Annotated in this window: 12 protein-coding genes and 1 pseudogene; 8 read left to right on the forward strand and 5 right to left on the reverse strand. The window is 44.6% G+C overall.

Features of this window, described 5'->3' with window-relative positions:
• Window positions 1-62: 62 nt before the first annotated feature.
• The 5 genes and pseudogenes from ACYJZR_RS03880 to ACYJZR_RS03900 all read left to right on the forward strand — a co-directional run.
• Window positions 63-446: pseudogene (locus ACYJZR_RS03880) on the forward strand (flagellar basal body rod C-terminal domain-containing protein); the annotation flags it as partial.
• Between the two features lie 13 nt (window positions 447-459).
• Entirely contained in the window at window positions 460-1,653 is a 1,194-nt protein-coding gene (flgL, locus tag ACYJZR_RS03885) for a flagellar hook-associated protein FlgL (protein ID WP_461715841.1), read from the forward strand.
• 435 nt (window positions 1,654-2,088) lie between these two features.
• Window positions 2,089-3,243 carry a flagellin gene (locus ACYJZR_RS03890; RefSeq protein ID WP_005462278.1) on the forward strand — a complete coding sequence of 385 codons (1,155 nt, stop codon included), beginning with the start codon at window positions 2,089-2,091 and terminating at the stop codon, window positions 3,241-3,243.
• A 669-nt stretch (window positions 3,244-3,912) separates the two neighbouring features.
• Window positions 3,913-5,049 carry a flagellin gene (locus tag ACYJZR_RS03895; RefSeq protein WP_193298006.1) on the forward strand — a complete coding sequence of 379 codons (1,137 nt, stop codon included), beginning with the start codon at window positions 3,913-3,915 and terminating at the stop codon, window positions 5,047-5,049.
• A gap of 116 nt (window positions 5,050-5,165) precedes the next feature.
• Window positions 5,166-6,290, forward strand: coding sequence for a flagellin (locus tag ACYJZR_RS03900; protein WP_203505384.1), 1,125 nt, complete (start codon window positions 5,166-5,168; stop codon window positions 6,288-6,290).
• Between the two features lie 93 nt (window positions 6,291-6,383).
• Here ACYJZR_RS03900 and crr read toward each other — a convergent pair whose 3' ends face one another.
• From crr to cysZ, 5 genes are all read right to left on the reverse strand, one after another.
• Window positions 6,384-6,893, reverse strand: coding sequence for a PTS glucose transporter subunit IIA (gene crr / locus ACYJZR_RS03905; protein WP_005382041.1), 510 nt, complete (start codon window positions 6,891-6,893; stop codon window positions 6,384-6,386).
• A 121-nt stretch (window positions 6,894-7,014) separates the two neighbouring features.
• Window positions 7,015-8,739: a phosphoenolpyruvate-protein phosphotransferase PtsI gene (gene ptsI, locus ACYJZR_RS03910; RefSeq protein ID WP_005489822.1), complete on the reverse strand. Its 1,725-nt coding sequence runs from the start codon at window positions 8,737-8,739 to the stop codon at window positions 7,015-7,017.
• A gap of 140 nt (window positions 8,740-8,879) precedes the next feature.
• Window positions 8,880-9,137 (reverse strand): HPr family phosphocarrier protein, encoded by a 258-nt coding sequence (locus ACYJZR_RS03915; RefSeq protein ID WP_005436894.1) that lies wholly within the window; start codon window positions 9,135-9,137, stop codon window positions 8,880-8,882.
• Between the two features lie 298 nt (window positions 9,138-9,435).
• Window positions 9,436-10,404: a cysteine synthase A gene (gene cysK, locus ACYJZR_RS03920; RefSeq protein ID WP_005489833.1), complete on the reverse strand. Its 969-nt coding sequence runs from the start codon at window positions 10,402-10,404 to the stop codon at window positions 9,436-9,438.
• Window positions 10,405-10,567: 163 nt separating this feature from the next.
• On the reverse strand, window positions 10,568-11,311 hold the full coding sequence (gene cysZ / locus ACYJZR_RS03925; RefSeq protein WP_025635848.1) for a sulfate transporter CysZ: 744 nt from the start codon (window positions 11,309-11,311) through the stop codon (window positions 10,568-10,570).
• A gap of 249 nt (window positions 11,312-11,560) precedes the next feature.
• Here cysZ and zipA point away from each other — a divergent pair, with 249 nt between their 5' ends.
• The 3 genes from zipA to ACYJZR_RS03940 all read left to right on the forward strand — a co-directional run bounded on the left by zipA (window position 11,561) and on the right by ACYJZR_RS03940 (window position 16,533).
• A complete protein-coding gene (gene zipA / locus ACYJZR_RS03930) occupies window positions 11,561-12,511 on the forward strand; it encodes a cell division protein ZipA (protein WP_406966408.1) in 951 nt (316 codons plus the stop codon).
• 89 nt (window positions 12,512-12,600) lie between these two features.
• Complete coding sequence (ligA, locus tag ACYJZR_RS03935) at window positions 12,601-14,613, forward strand: NAD-dependent DNA ligase LigA (RefSeq protein ID WP_140119843.1); 2,013 nt, start codon at window positions 12,601-12,603, stop codon at window positions 14,611-14,613.
• A gap of 510 nt (window positions 14,614-15,123) precedes the next feature.
• Window positions 15,124-16,533 (forward strand): OprD family porin, encoded by a 1,410-nt coding sequence (locus ACYJZR_RS03940; protein ID WP_005454568.1) that lies wholly within the window; start codon window positions 15,124-15,126, stop codon window positions 16,531-16,533.
• Window positions 16,534-16,556: the final 23 nt, after the last annotated feature.

Genomic DNA, 16,556 nt, shown 5'->3' on the forward strand with positions numbered 1-16,556 from the left:
ATGCTCCGCTGATTGAAATCTCAGTGCCGAAAAGTCATCCGCTATACAAAAATGGCGATGCAACCATCTTTGAACTGACAGAAGGCGCACTGCTGAACGACAAATTTACTGCCAACTTGGTGCCGTCAGAAGGTGGTAACGGCAACTTGAGAAAGATGCAGCAATTACAAACCAACAAAATGATGGATGGTAAATCGAGCACCTTGATTGACGTTTACCACAATCTTAATACTGAAGTGGGTTTGAAATCGGCAACGGCTAACCGCTTAGCATCGGTTGCGCGTTTAGAGCATGAAGCCGCACAAGAGCGTGTAGCATCGATTGCGGGTGTGAACCTCGATGAAGAGGCCGCCAACATGATGAAGTTTCAACAAGCTTACATGGCTTCATCACGCGTGATGCAGGCGGCAAATGACACCTTCAACACCATTTTGCAACTGAGGTAAGGAGAAGAGATAAGTGTTAAATCGAATTTCTAGTTTCCATAACTATCAGTCTGTACAAAATGACTTGCGTCGCCAAGAGAACAAGATCCATCACAACCAAGAGCAACTTGCCTCAGGTAAGAAGCTGCTTAAACCAAGTGATGATCCGCTGGCTGCGCATTACATTCAGAATATTGGCCAGCAGCAAGAGCAGTTAAAGCAATATTTAAGCTCGATTGTGTTGGTGCGTAACCGTTTAGAAAACCACGAAGTGAACATCGCGAACGCAGAAAGTTTCGCTGATGAATCGAAACGTCTCACTATGGAAATGATCAACGGTGCGTTTTCTGCCGAAGACCGACAAGCGAAAAAGCGTGAGTTGGAAGAAATTGCAAATAACTTCCTTAACTTAGTGAATGCGCAAGATGAATCGGGCAACTACGTGTTTGCGGGGACAAAGCCGAAAAGCCAGCCATTTTATCGTGATAAAGATGGCAGCGTGCAATACGCTGGTGATGATTACCAACGCAAAATGAAAGTGTCCAGCATGCTGGATATGCCGATGAACGATCCTGGTAGCAAACTGTTCATGGAAATCCCAAACCCGTTTGGTGATTACCAGCCTAGTTACGATTTACAAAGCGGCTCTGACTTACTGCTAAGTAAAGCAACCAATGTGGATGCGAAGGACACCGCTTCTTATCGCGTGACGTTTGTCGATATGAATAACGGCAAGTTTGGCTACCAATTGGAGCGAAACGGCAAAGTGGTGGACGCTGACGAATTTTCGCCAGAAAAAGGCATCGAGTACAAAGGACTTAAAGTGCATGTGAAAGGGCAAATTACCCCTGGAGACAGCATCGGCATCGAAAAACGTGAGTCCTTCAGTATTTTCGATACCTTTAAGGAAGCGATGTCTTGGTCGGATAAATCCGTTTCCGATACATCAGCGACCGCGAAGTTGCACCAAATGACTGAGGAATTTCAAGCCGCGTTCATCCATTTGAACAAAGCTCGAACCGACGTGGGTGCAAGGCTGAGCACGCTCGATATTCAAGAGCAAAACCACGAAGACTTTAACTTGTCTTTGGCAAAAGCAAAGAGCAATTTTGAGGATTTGGATTACTCCAAAGCCGTGATCGAGTTCAGTGAGAACTCGCGTGCATTGCAGGCCTCGCAACAAGCTTTTGGCAAAACAAAAGACCTGACATTGTTTAACTACATTTAATGATTTGACGGCCAGCGGCGAATAACGACAACGAGAGATTTTGATGCCTTATGTGCCAAGCCTTAAGTGCGAGAAATTTCAAATGTCGTTGAGGTGAGTGAGCGGCATGTTTTTACCGAATGCGGCAAAGGCACCAGTGGCAATGTGAGCGGCAAGCTTCTCTTGGTGTGAAAATATCTTCATCTCATAGAGAAAGAGGTCGAAAACAGCGAGTGTGTTATCTAACTTATTGTTTATTTATCTATTTTAATTTGGAATCGATATCTTAAATAAGTTGGCACACAAATTGTATTGAATAATGTCAGAACAGATTTCGAGATTCTAAACCCTGCGTTAAAGGCAGATTTAGCAAGTAATTTTTACGGTCAGTGCTTATCCAAATGAGAGTAAAGCTGGCCGCTTCGCAAAAGCTTGCGAACTCAAAAGGAGAGCAAAATGGCTGTAACAGTTAGTACTAACGTCTCCGCGATGACCGCGCAGCGTTACTTAAATAAAGCGACCAACGAGCTTAATACCTCGATGGAGCGTCTATCATCAGGTCATAAAATTAACAGTGCAAAAGACGATGCAGCAGGTCTACAGATCTCTAACCGTCTAACGGCACAGTCTCGTGGTCTTGATGTGGCAATGCGTAACGCGAACGATGGTATCTCTATCGCTCAAACGGCTGAAGGTGCGATGAACGAAGCAACGTCAGTGATGCAGCGTATGCGTGACTTGGCTATCCAGTCATCAAACGGTACTAACTCTCCTGCTGAGCGTCAGGCAATCAACGAAGAATCAATGGCGTTGGTTGACGAACTGAACCGTATCGCAGAAACCACATCATTCGGTGGCCGTCGTCTATTGAACGGCTCATTCGGTGAAGCGGCATTCCAAATCGGTGCGAGCTCTGGTGAAGCGATGATCATGGGTCTAACCAGTATTCGTGCAGATGACACTCGTATGGGCGGTGTGACATTCTTCTCTGAAGTAGGAAAAGGTAAAGATTGGGGTGTTGATCCAACTAAAGCCGATCTAAAAATCACGCTTCCTGGCATGGGTGAAGACGAAGATGGTAATGTTGATGATCTAGAAATCAATATCAACGCGAAAGCGGGTGATGACATCGAAGAGCTAGCAACGTACATCAATGGTCAATCAGACATGATCAACGCGTCTGTAAGCGAAGATGGCAAGCTGCAAATTTTTGTTGCTCATCCAAACGTTCAGGGTGACATCTCGATCTCTGGTGGTCTTGCTTCTGAGCTAGGCCTAAGTGATGAGCCAGTAAGAACATCAGTACAAGATATTGATATGACAACGGTTCAAGGATCTCAGAACGCGATTTCTGTACTGGACTCTGCACTGAAATACGTGGATTCACAACGTGCGGATCTTGGTGCGAAACAAAACCGTCTGAGCCACAGTATCAACAACTTGGCAAATATCCAAGAAAACGTTGACGCGTCGAACAGCCGAATTAAAGACACGGACTTTGCGAAAGAAACAACGCAAATGACCAAAGCACAAATTTTGCAACAAGCAGGTACTTCGATTCTTGCTCAAGCGAAACAGTTGCCAAACTCTGCAATGTCACTATTGCAGTAGTTTATACCAATTACAGTGAATAAGAGTTCAGAAATAGCGTAGATTCAATGCTTGAGAACGAGGCAAGGTTTTTCGATAAGTAGTCATTCTACAGTCAAAAACTTTAACGTGGTTATCGAGCATTTTAGCAAGCTAGGGTGGGCAGTTATTTACTACGATTGGTATCCTCTAGCCTGTATTCAATACATTCAGACGTGGATGGGAATGCGGGCTTGGCAAGCAACTTTATAATAGAATGAATGGCTCTCTCATCTCTCACCTGCCAATCATTTTCAATGTAGAGTTGCACCCGGTATGCCGGAAATGTGTTCATTTCTCTTGATCTCCACATAGGCTCTGGCGACCAACCTAGCCCCAGTTCTCTCAAAGGAAAAGGGGCTTTTTCTTTTCTGCATTTTCCTTCTTTTATTTTCTCTATTCATTTCCTTATCTCTTATTTTTGATGTTTTTCTGTACAATTTGGCCCTCTCGGCTCAATTTGTAGAAACTTGAGCACTTTTTCTGACTTTTCTTCAATTTTTTTAGCCAAATCTCGCAATGTAATTTTTTTAAATTTTTTTCTAAAGCTTCTGAATTTGGTGTCGTTAATAGAAGTAACTTTGAGAGAACTACTTGGTTTTCCGAGACGTCGGAAACCGCTACATCGGAAAATCAATTGGAGAAATCACCATGGCAGTGAATGTAAACACTAACGTATCAGCGATGACCGCTCAGCGTTACCTAAACAACGCAAACTCAGCACAACAAACCTCAATGGAGCGTTTGTCTTCAGGTTTCAAAATCAACAGCGCAAAAGATGACGCTGCGGGTCTACAAATCTCGAACCGTTTGAACGTACAAAGCCGTGGCCTGGATGTGGCTGTTCGCAACGCGAACGACGGTATCTCTATTGCACAAACTGCTGAAGGTGCAATGAACGAGACAACCAACATCCTACAACGTATGCGTGACCTATCTCTACAATCAGCAAACGGCTCAAACTCGAAAGCAGAGCGCGTTGCGATTCAAGAAGAAGTGACAGCACTAAACGACGAACTAAACCGTATCGCAGAAACCACATCTTTTGGTGGTAACAAGCTACTAAACGGCACACATGGTGCGAAATCGTTCCAAATCGGTGCTGATAACGGTGAAGCAGTAATGCTTGAGCTTAAAGACATGCGCTCAGACAACAAAATGATGGGCGGTGTGAGCTACCAAGCTGAAAGCGGTAAAGGTAAAGACTGGAACGTTGCACAAGGCAAAAACGACCTAAAAATCAGCCTAACTGACAGCTTTGGTCAAGAGCAAGAAATCAACATCAACGCGAAAGCGGGCGATGACATCGAAGAGCTAGCAACGTACATCAACGGTCAAACAGACCTAGTGAAAGCGTCAGTAGACCAAGATGGCAAACTGCAAATCTTTGCTGGTAACAACAAAGTAGAAGGCGAAGTGTCATTCTCTGGCAGTCTGTCTGGTGAACTAGGCTTAGGCGACGACAAGAAAAACGTTACGGTTGATACTATCGACGTAACTTCAGTTGGCGGCGCACAAGAATCAGTAGCAATCATTGATGCGGCACTGAAATACGTAGACAGCCACCGTGCAGAGCTGGGTGCATTCCAGAACCGTTTCAACCATGCAATCAGCAACTTGGACAACATTAATGAAAACGTGAACGCGTCGAAGAGCCGTATCAAAGATACCGACTTCGCGAAAGAAACGACGGCAATGACCAAGTCACAAATTCTATCGCAAGCGTCAAGCTCAATCCTTGCGCAAGCGAAACAAGCGCCAAACTCAGCGCTAAGTCTTCTAGGTTAATCTACCTAACACGACAAGATACAAAAGCCAGGCTCATCCCTGGCTTTTTGCTTATCGGCTATACCGATTTAGATGCGTCCTAACAGGATGTTCGACAAGGCATTCATATCGATTAGATGGTCTCTTTAAATACCAATGTTGCCGCGATGATGACGCAGCGACATCTTAGCCAAGCAGCTGATCAAAACGTTGAGTCACAGAGAAACCTGTCTTCGGGATATCGGATTAACTCAGCAAGTGACGATGCTGCAGGCCTACAAATATCTAATACTCTCCATGTTCAAACGAGAGGAATTGATGTCGCCTTAAGGAATGCTCACGATGCCTATTCGGTCGCTCAAACCGCAGAAGGCGCGTTGCATGAGAGCAGTGATATTCTGCAACGGCTACGCTCTCTCGGACTTCAGGCCGCAAATGGCAGCCATGAACAGGATGATCGTAAAAGTCTTCAACAAGAAGTGATTGCACTACAAGATGAATTGGATCGTGTGGCAATCACGACGACATTCGCGGATAAAAACCTCTTCAATGGCTCTTATGGTTCTCAGAGTTTTCATATTGGCGCCAATGCGAACTCTATATCATTGACGCTCAGAAACATGCGTACGCACATACCTGAAATGGGCGGGCAACATTATCTGGGTGACAGTTTAGACAAAGACTGGCGGGTGACGAGAGATAACCAACAGTTCGCGTTTGAATATCGAGACAATGAAGGCCAAGCGCAATCTAAAGCATTAACACTCAAAGTAGGCGATAACCTTGAAGAAGTGGCAACCTACATTAATGCCCAGCAATCGGTAGTCGATGCTTCCGTAACGCAAGATCATCAACTGCAGTTTTTTACCTCGACACTGAATGCGCCAGAAGGCGTCACATGGAAAGGCAATTTTGCCGATGAGATGGATATAGGTTCCGGTGAGTTGGTGACCGTTGATGATCTCGATATGTCGACAGTAGGAGGCGCTCAGCTTGCTATTGGTGTGGTGGATGCGGCGATAAAGTATGTTGATTCTCATCGCAGTGAAATCGGTGGATTTCAGAATCGTGTGAGTGGCACGATCGATAATTTAAACACCATTAACCGGAGTGTTTCGGAATCAAAAGGGCGAATTCGAGATACAGACTTTGCTCGGGAGTCGACAGTAATGGTGCGCTCTCAGGTGCTGCAGGATGCGACAACTGCATTACTCGCTCAAGCGAAGCAAAGGCCGAGCTCTGCACTAGGCTTGCTCAGTTGAACGTGTTTCAGCGATGCGCATCGGCCAGAAAAAATTCAGATAATAAAAAACGCTGCCATTGGCAGCGTTTTTTCGTGTTCGGATAAGTAAAAATTACTTAGTTACACGTAGAACTGGAGTTTCACCAACAGTTACAGAACCAGAAAGCTTGTTCAGCTCTTTGATTTCGTCCATGTTAGAGATAACAACTGGAGTTAGTGTTGACTTCGCTTTCTCTTCTAGAAGAGCTAGATCGAATTCAATTACAGTGTCGCCAGCTTTAACAGTTTGACCTTCTTCAGCGATACGCGTGAAGCCTTCGCCTTTAAGTTCAACTGTATCGATACCGAAGTGAACGAAAAGCTCAACACCGTCGTCAGACTCGATAGAGAATGCGTGGTTAGTTTCGAAGATCTTACCGATAGTACCGTTTACAGGAGCTACCATTTTGTTGCCTGCTGGCTTGATAGCAATACCGTCACCAACGATTTTCTCAGCGAAAACAACATCTGGCACATCTTCAATGTTTACGATTTCACCAGATAGTGGTGCGATGATTTCGATTGCACCAGCGTCAGCGCTGTCATCAGATACAAGCTTCTTAAGTTTGTCAAACAGACCCATTGTGTCATGCTCCTAAGGTTTGGTTTTATTCTGTCGAATTATAGTATACCAATATAGCCCATTAGACGACTTTTTTCGCCGTCTAATGGCCATTAAGTATTGAATAACTTGGTACTACTGATTATTGAGTTTTCTCAGCAATGAACTTTTCAACTACTGCTTCAATTTCTGCTGCAGTAGGTAGAGAAAGTGCTTCTTCAGCCATTGCTTTCACTTCTGCGAAGTTAGAGTTACGAATAACTTTCTTCACTTTAGGGATAGAGATACCGCTCATTGAGAACTCATCCAGACCCATACCTAGAAGTAGAAGTGTTGCACGCTCATCGCCTGCAAGCTCACCACACATACCAGTCCACTTACCTTCAGCGTGAGAAGCGTCGATAACTTGCTTGATCACGGTTAGTACAGCTGGTGATAGAGGGTTGTAAAGGTGAGAGATCATCTCGTTACCACGGTCAACCGCTAGAGTGTACTGAGTAAGGTCGTTTGTACCGATAGAGAAGAAAGATACTTCCTTCGCTAGGTGGTGTGCGATCGCTGCTGCTGCAGGTGTTTCAACCATTACACCGATTTCGATGTTTTCGTCGAATGCAAGACCTTCAGCACGTAGCTCTGCTTTGTACTCTTCGATTGCGTTCTTAAGCTCGCGGATTTCTTCAACAGAGATGATCATTGGGAACATGATACGTAGCTTACCGTGTGCAGACGCACGTAGGATGCCACGTAGTTGATCACGAAGGATTTCACGACGATCCAAGCTGATACGTACTGCACGCCAACCTAGGAACGGGTTCATCTCTTGAGGTAGATCCATGTACGGTAGATCTTTATCGCCGCCGATATCCATAGTACGGATGATCACAGCTTGACCGTTCATTGCTTCTGCAACTTCTTTGTACGCTTGGTACTGTTCTTCTTCAGTTGGTAGCGCAGTACGGTCCATAAATAGGAATTCAGTACGGTACAGACCAACGCCTTCACCACCGTTACGGATGATACCGTCACAGTCTTTCACTGTACCGATGTTGCCGCAAACTTCTACGCGGTGACCATCTGTTGTTTCTGCGTGTAGGTCTTTAAGTTTTGCTAGCTCTTCTTTCTCAGCTAGGAATGCAGCTTTAACTGCTTTCGCTTCTTCTACTTCAGCTTCTGATGGATTAACAACGATCTTGTTGTTCATCGCGTCAAGAATCAGCATGTCGCCATTCTTAACTTTCTTAGTGATGTCGTTAGTACCAACGATAGCAGGAAGCTCAAGAGAGCGAGCCATGATAGAAGTGTGTGAAGTACGACCACCGATGTCACAAGCAAAACCCAGCACGTAGTCTAGGTTGATTTGCGCTGTTTCAGATGGCGTTAGGTCGTAAGCAACTAGGATAACTTCTTCATTGATGTCGCTTAGCGAAACGATGTTGATGCCTAGTGCGTTCTTCACGAAACGAGAACCGATATCACGGATGTCAGTTGCACGTTCTTTTAGGTATTCGTCGTCTAGAGACTCAAGAGCACATGCTTGCTCTTCGATCACTGAGTGGATAGCGTGATCAGCAGTCATCTTGTCGTTTTTGATAAGTGCTAGGATTTCCTCTTCTAGCTCTTCGTCTTCAAGAAGCATGATATGACCTTCAAAGATCGCTTCTTTTTCTTCGCCAAAAGTTTCAAGCGCTTTTTGCTTGATAGTTTCTAGCTGAGCTGCAGATTTGTTACGAGCGTCAAAGAAACGTGCAACTTCTGCTTCTACTTGATCATCAGAAATAGTGTTTGTGTTTAGGACAATTTCATCTTCTTGAAGTAGTAGTGCTTTACCGATTGCAATACCAGGAGATGCTAGGATGCCTGAAATCATAGCCTTACCTTAAGTTTGGTCAACTTTATAAAACGGGAGAATAATGGGTGCGCTAACGAATAGTTTTAGCTTAGTTTTGAGCCTATTTCCAACGAAGCCATTTTGCTTTCACAAAATGGCTTCTGGAGTAGGAGACCGGATTAGTGTAGTTGGTCCATTAGAGCAACTAGGTGGTCTACAGCTTGCTGAGCTTGTGGGCCTTCAGCAGAAATAGTAACAAGAGTACCTTTTACTAGGCCTAGTGTTTGTAGTTTGAATAGGCTCTTAGCGCTAGCGCTTTTACCGTTAGAAGTCACAGTGATGTCCGCGTCGAATGCTTTAGCTTCTTTAACGAACTGTGCAGCTGGACGAGTGTGAAGACCGTTTTCTGCTGTGATTTCTACTTGCTTCTCGTACATGTGATATACCCCAATAAATGTATTTTTTTGTTAGTTTGTGACTAGATTTAGCTTAACTGCTTTATATCTTGTGCGCTAGCACGGGAGAGTTCAAAGCGTGTCAGTTCTGATACTAGTCAAAAGTTTGGTAACTACGCAACTGTTTGCGTGCGCAATTACTTTGAAACCTTTTTGTGTTCTGCTTCTTTATTTTGAAGCTAGAAATAAAACACCCTGATATTACCAAAGGTAGGGCAGGGATCAACAAAAAAGCCCCTGAACGGGGCTTTTTTAGACGAAAAATTGATTTGACCACATATTATTGTTGGTTCTCTTTTTCGGTAAAGATACCAGCAAATAGCGCCGTACTTAGGTAGCGTTCACCAGAGCTTGGCAGAATTGTTACGATGGTTTTTCCTTCAAATTCAGGTAGTTCTGCAATTCGGTTCGCAGCAACGACAGCGGCGCCTGAAGAGATGCCCGCAAGGATGCCTTCTTCTTCCATTAGTCGACGAGCCATCTCAATTGCTTCTTCAGAAGTCACTGGCTCAACTCGGTCGATAATGTCCAAATCTAGGTTTCCAGGAATGAAACCTGCACCGATACCTTGGATTTTGTGTGGTGCTGGTTGAATTTCTTCGCCTGCTAGTGCTTGCGCGATTACTGGTGATTCTGCAGGTTCTACAGCAACAGAAGTGATCGCTTTACCTTTCTCACCTTTAATGTAACGGCTTGTACCAGTGATAGTGCCACCCGTACCAACGCCTGCTACTAGAACATCGATTTCACCGTCTGTCGCATCCCAGATTTCAGGGCCTGTGGTTTTCTCGTGAATTTGCGGGTTAGCAGGGTTGTTGAACTGTTGTAGAAGAAGGTATTTTTCAGGATTGCTTGCTACGATCTCTTCTGCTTTAGCAATTGCGCCTTTCATGCCTTTCGCTGCTTCAGTTAGCTCAAGGTTTGCGCCTAGTGCTTTAAGTAGCTTGCGGCGCTCAAGGCTCATTGATTCAGGCATAGTTAGAGTCAATTTGTAACCGCGAGCGGCTGCTACGAACGCTAATGCGATACCTGTGTTACCACTGGTTGGTTCTACTAGCTCTACGCCTGGCTTTAAAGTGCCAGCTTTTTCTGCTTCCCAAATCATGTTTGCACCGATACGGCACTTAACACTGAAGCTTGGGTTGCGTGCTTCAATTTTCGCTAGAACGTTACCTTTGCTCACTTTGTTTAGGCGAACTAGGGGCGTATTACCAATGGTAAGAGAGTTATCTTCGTAGATTTTGCTCATAGTGATGTTCCTTCATTACACGTTGTGTGAATATGGATAGAAGAATATGCGGTATAAAAAAAAGGGAAAAGGATTAAAAAGTTATATCTTATTAGGTTGGCCGAGAATTTAGTAAAAAGAAAGGGAAGCGCATCGAACAGCCTTCCCTTTCACTAAATTTGACCTAGCGCTGATGTTTAAACTCTGCCACCCACATGGCGGTCGCACCGCATATTGCAACAGGCATGACGATAAGGTTCAAAATTGGAATCGTTGTGAATACTGAAACCAACACACCAAAGCCATAGGCTTTACCTTGCTTTTGTTTCAATTTGTAACGCATGTCGTTGAACGGAATTTTGTGGTTATCGAACGGGTAATCACAATATTGAATAGCGAGCATCCACGCGGTAAAGATAAACCATAAAACCGGGCCGACAGTTTGCCCTAGTGCTGGGATAAGTAAGAGCAAAAACAAGCCAATTGCTTTAGGCAGTGTATAAAGCAGTTTTCTCCATTCGCGAGCAAGTACACGAGGCACATCTTTTAGAACAGCCGTAAAGCCGTCGTCATTAATTTTTTTTCCGGTTAGCGTCTCTTCAACTTTTTCTGCTAACAGCCCGTTGAAGGGAGCGGCAATAAAGTTGGCTAACGTGCTAAAGAAATAAGAGAAGGTGGCCAGTATCGTTAGAGCAAGTAGGGGCCACAAGATATACGTGAGCCAAGAGAGAAACTCTGGTAACTGTCCAATCCAACCTTCAATCCACATGTTCAAGTGGGAGAATAGATAGAAGATAGCCCCACCCACGAGAATAATATTTGCTAAAAGTGGTAACACGACAAAACGTCTTATCTCTGGAGAGAGCGCCAATTGAATTCCGTATAGGAAGTAACCGAATCCGGTTCGTTGCTGATTGTTAATCTTCATATCCAATATTTTCGTGTGAGTGAGAACTCATTGTACCTGTCGATGATTTTCTTTCAATGCCCTAACAATTAGGGTCTTGCAAAGTGGAATCGTGGCAAGAATCACAACAAAAAACGGAACTTCTTGCATTAAGTTGTTCTAAACCTACATATAGTTTTGGTAAAGTAAACGTATCATTCAGATTTATTGCACTTGGGTTGCTGCTCAAGGAATTGCGAGTAGTAAAAACAGGTATATTGAGAGTAAATAATGCAGGAATTGCGATTCGTACTCATTGTTGTTGGCGCATTAGCCATCGCGGCATTGCTGTTTCATGGTTTGTGGAGCAGTAAGAAAGAAGGCAAAGCAAAATTTGGCAACAAGCCACTTGGTAAGCTGGATGTTGACCAAGGAGATAAAGATTCGGTTGAGCAAGAGCGCAGTTTCGCTCCTGCCCCTGAAGACGATTTCGAAATCATCCGTAAAGATCGCAAAGAACCAGACTTTGGGATGGAAAATACGTTTGATAGTAAGTTTGAGGCAGATCCCTTGCTTGGTGGTGTGACAGAAGAAAAGCCTTCTGTAAAAGAAGAAGCTGAGGAAATCCCTTCTTTTGTCGCGATGAAAAACGATGTTGAAGATGTAGCAATTCAGCCGTCTGAAGTCGAAGAGCCAATGCAAGAGGTGGTTGAAGAAGAGATCATGCCTTCTGCATTTGATGCGCCTAAACAAGAGATGGAAATGGTTGAAGAAGTGGCTCCTGCCGTTGTTGAACAAGCAGAAGAACCAAAGCCAGAGCCGGAAATGCAAGTGATCGTGTTGAATGTTCATTGTGCGGGCGAAGAGCCATTTATTGGCACGGAACTTTTTGACAGTATGCAGCAAAATGGTCTTATCTATGGCGAGATGCATATCTTTCATCGTCATGTTGATTTATCTGGAAACGGTAAAGTGCTGTTCAGTGTGGCTAACATGATGCATCCGGGCACACTTGAGCATGGTGATCCCGCAGAGTTTTCGACGAAAGGCATTTCCTTCTTTATGACGTTGCCTTGCTATGGCGAAGCTGAGCAAAACTTCAACTTGATGTTGAGAACTGCGCAGCAGATTGCGGATGATATGGGAGGAAATGTTCTCGATGACAAGAGAAACTTAATGACTCCTGACCGTTTAGCTGCTTATCGACGCCAAATAGTTGAGTTTAATGCGGCTAACGCATAATCTTACTACCCAATTATAAAAGGGCTCCGATTGGAGCCCTTTTTCATGGATTCCCAACCTCATCGATTGACAATATACGGGGCTTTACTATGTCTGAATCAGTACATCAACGGCTAGAAGAACTCAAAGAGTCGTTGCACTACCACGCCGTTCGCTACTACGTGGAAGATAATCCAGAGATTCCAGATGCAGAATACGACCGCCTAATGCGTGAACTGCTAGAAATTGAAGCTCAACATCCTGATTTAGTGACGGTTGATTCGCCAAGTCAGCGAGTGGGTGGTAAGCCGCTTTCTGAATTTAGTCAGGTGACACACGAAGTCCCAATGTTGTCATTAGATAATGCATTCGACGACAGTGAACTCGACAGCTTCCATAAACGTGCTCAAGACCGAATCGGTGGAGAAAGCATTAAGCAGTATTGTTGTGAACCAAAGCTAGATGGCTTAGCCGTGAGTCTGCTGTATGAAAACGGTATTTTAGTTCAAGCGGCAACGCGTGGTGATGGTACTACGGGTGAAAACATCACTGAAAACGTGCGCACCATTAATGCCATTCCTCTGAAGCTGAGGGGTGATGACTGGCCAGCTCGTCTTGAGGTTCGTGGTGAAGTATTTATGCCGAAAGCGGGCTTTGAAAAGTTGAATGAGCTTGCGCGTCAGAAGGGCGAAAAAGTATTTGTGAACCCTCGCAATGCAGCAGCAGGCAGTTTACGTCAATTAGATTCGCGTATTACGGCTTCGCGTCCACTTAGCTTCTACGCATACAGTGTTGGAGTTGTGCAAGGGGCTGATTTGGCAGCCAGTCACTATGAGCGTTTTCTACAGATAAAATCTTGGGGACTGCCAATGTGTCCAGAGACCAAGCGAGTCGACAGTTTGGCAGACGTAAAAACTTATTATCAAGACATTCTGCAGCGTCGTGATGCATTACCTTACGAAATTGACGGAGTCGTGATCAAAATTGACGATATTGCCGTTCAAGAGCGCCTGGGTTTTGTTGCTCGCGCTCCACGTTGGGCGATCGCATACAAATTCCCGGCTCAAGAAGAAATCACCACATTGAATGAAGTTGAGTTCCAAGTTGGCCGAACGGGAGCTATCACTCCGGTTGCTAAGTTAGAGCCCGTGTTTGTTGGTGGCGTGACGGTGAGTAACGCAACGCTGCATAATGCGGATGAAATTGAGCGCCTTCAAGTAAAGATTGGTGATCAGGTCGTGATTCGTCGTGCTGGCGATGTGATTCCTCAAGTGGTTTCTGTCATCAAAGAGCGTCGACCAGAAACGGCGCGAGATATTATTTTCCCAACTCAGTGTCCTGTTTGTGGTTCGCACGTAGAGCGTATCGAAGGGGAGGCGGTGACTCGATGTACTGGCGGTTTGGTCTGTCAAGCTCAACGTAAGCAAGCGCTCAAGCACTTCGTCTCACGTAAAGCGTTGGATGTTGATGGTTTAGGTGACAAAGTTATCGAGCAATTGGTCGATCGTGAAATGGTAGAAACCCCTGCCGATCTGTTCAAGCTTTCGGCTGGCGTGTTAACCGTATTGGATCGCATGGGGCCAAAATCTGCTCAAAACATTGTTAATGCATTAGAAAAATCGAAGTTAACAACCTTGCCACGTTTCTTATACTCGCTAGGTATTCGAGAAGTGGGCGAGGCAACGGCGGCAAACCTAGCTCAACATTTTAAATCACTGGAAGCGATTCAAGCTGCAACGGAAGAACAACTTATTGCTGTTCAAGATATTGGTGTGGTAGTTGCGAAGCACATTACGACTTTCTTTGAAGAAGAGCAAAACCAAGCTGTTGTTCAAGATCTCCTTGTGCAAGGTATCCACTGGCCAGAAGTTAGTGCACCTGAGCAAGGCGCAGGACTGCCACTAGAAGGTAAAACTGTCGTGCTAACGGGTACACTATCTCAACTTGGACGTACTGAAGCAAAAGAGGCGTTGCAATCTTTGGGTGCAAAAGTCACTGGCAGTGTTTCCAAGAAAACCGATATTTTATTTGCTGGTGAAAATGCAGGTTCTAAGCTCACTAAGGCCCAAGAATTGGGTATCGAGATAAAAACTGAGCAAGACTTGCTTGAATTGATAAATTAAGCACTATCAAAAAAGATAAAAAATAACTAAAAGCCCCACAGGCAAAGCTTGTGGGGCTTTTTCTTTACGCATATTAAGTGTGTTTGTATGTCTTGGTTTTGTGTTTTCTGCGTTTCAGTGATCAGGATCTCCCCTTCGAATATCCGAATCTATTTGTATTCAAGTCTGCGATGCACTTCATGTTGAATGTTTGCGTGGTTATTTAAGTGTTTGAATTTAAATGTATATATTCAATGTTGCGGTGTTGGTGTTAAAAATAAGATCTGGATCAATAACTTATATGGAACTTTGGCGTGGCTCATATTTTTTTAGAAAAAAAATAAGTTCCGTTTGGATGTTTTTAGGTGCGAAGTTAGTCTTAATGGCGTGGATACACGGTGTGTATGCAGGAACTAAAAAAAACCAAATTAGAAATAATGAGGTTTAATCAGGAATTTACTTCTCTCCTTCGGCGGCCAACTAAAGGTGAGATAGAAAAATACAGCTATATCCATTTTTAGGAGTTTTTCCATGGACAAATTTTTTAAGGTTTCAGCGTTAACTGCAGCAATGTTTGGTGTTGTTGCTGTTGCTCCAGCTACTGCATCGACTGAGAGTGCAGCGGGTGGTGAATACGTAGAGAAAGTGAACGAATTTATGCATGACTCTAGTCTTAATGCAATGTTCTTAGTTGACACTCGTTCACGTACACGTACTACAGGTAAACCTGGTGGTGAGAACGGTGACCGTTGGAGCCGTCTAAACTACTCTTCTTACAACGCTATCCTAGACTTCACTTCTGGCTACCACGATGGTTGGGTTGGTGCAGATGTTGCGGCTTACTACTCTGGTGATCTTTACAACGACAGCCTTTACAACTCAAACGAAGGCTACCTATGTAACGAAATCTCAACCTGTAACAACCTAGACTGGGGTGCAGGTGACGGCCAACAACTTAAAGTTTACAAAGCTGCGCTTAAATTCAAAGCAAACGAAAACTTTAACGCTCGTGTAGGTATGCTACAAGCTGGTGGTAACGGTACTATTGGTAACGTATGGAGCTTTGTACCTGGTACTTACCGTGGCTTCGAACTAAACGCTAAGCTAGGCGACTTCAACCTAAGCTACTTCGGTGCAGACCAATTCACAGCACCTTGGCTACTTCACGAAGATGACTACGCACCAGCGCTTTGGTCTGACACTTCATGGAGCTACCTACACTCTCTAGGTCTAAACGGTAACCTAACTGACAGCTTGTTCTTCCAAGTTGGTCTTGGTCAAGCGACTGGCGTTAAATACGCAAATGGTATCGACTGGGGCGCAGGTCAAGTGACTAGCTACCACAACGAAACTGACAACACATCTTACAAAGCTTACTTGAAGTACACAGTAAGTGACCGTACAACTCTTGCATTTGACTTCTACGGTGTTGATGACGATGTGAAATACGATGGTCTAGGTTTCCACACTGGTCTATCTTTGAACCAGTCTTTCGGCAAGCTAGCATGGATGTCTGAACTACGTTACACAGACACAGACAACCGTTCTGACTTCGTTCCACGTACTATCCATACTTACGGTATGAACAACGGTACTTGGTCTCAGTGGTGGGATGCTCTATCTGACTGGAACAAAGCGGGCGAGCTAGCATGGTACAACCGTCTATCTTACAACCAAGGTAACGGCTGGAACTACTACCTAGGCTTTGGTTACGGTTCTGGTGCCGACTCAGCTGCAAGCGGTGCATCTGGTGACTGGGATTACGAAAGCGAGTATGCATTCAACGCAACAGTATCTTACTCTCTACAGAGTGGTGCGCTTAAAGGCTCTACAATCCGTCTACACGGTACAATCCTAGAGCGTGACGAGTACGCTGGTGCTGGCGACGCGGACGAGACAGACCTACGTCTACAAGTTCTTATCCCTTACAGCTTCCACTAATCAATTAGTGAATAATAAAAAGG

The organism is Vibrio sp. RC2502 (assembly GCF_054850435.1).

Excerpts from the sequence above, each read along its gene's own strand:
- ACYJZR_RS03890 (WP_005462278.1), top strand. The coding sequence starts at position 2,089 with ATGGCTGTAACAGTTAGTACTAACGTCTCCGCGATGACCGCGCAGCGT.
- ACYJZR_RS03895 (WP_193298006.1), top strand. The coding sequence starts at position 3,913 with ATGGCAGTGAATGTAAACACTAACGTATCAGCGATGACCGCTCAGCGT.
- ACYJZR_RS03900 (WP_203505384.1), top strand. The coding sequence starts at position 5,166 with ATGGTCTCTTTAAATACCAATGTTGCCGCGATGATGACGCAGCGACAT.
- crr (WP_005382041.1), bottom strand. The coding sequence starts at position 6,893 with ATGGGTCTGTTTGACAAACTTAAGAAGCTTGTATCTGATGACAGCGCT.
- ptsI (WP_005489822.1), bottom strand. The coding sequence starts at position 8,739 with ATGATTTCAGGCATCCTAGCATCTCCTGGTATTGCAATCGGTAAAGCA.
- ACYJZR_RS03915 (WP_005436894.1), bottom strand. The coding sequence starts at position 9,137 with ATGTACGAGAAGCAAGTAGAAATCACAGCAGAAAACGGTCTTCACACT.
- cysK (WP_005489833.1), bottom strand. The coding sequence starts at position 10,404 with ATGAGCAAAATCTACGAAGATAACTCTCTTACCATTGGTAATACGCCC.
- cysZ (WP_025635848.1), bottom strand. The coding sequence starts at position 11,311 with ATGAAGATTAACAATCAGCAACGAACCGGATTCGGTTACTTCCTATAC.
- zipA (WP_406966408.1), top strand. The coding sequence starts at position 11,561 with ATGCAGGAATTGCGATTCGTACTCATTGTTGTTGGCGCATTAGCCATC.
- ligA (WP_140119843.1), top strand. The coding sequence starts at position 12,601 with ATGTCTGAATCAGTACATCAACGGCTAGAAGAACTCAAAGAGTCGTTG.
- ACYJZR_RS03940 (WP_005454568.1), top strand. The coding sequence starts at position 15,124 with ATGGACAAATTTTTTAAGGTTTCAGCGTTAACTGCAGCAATGTTTGGT.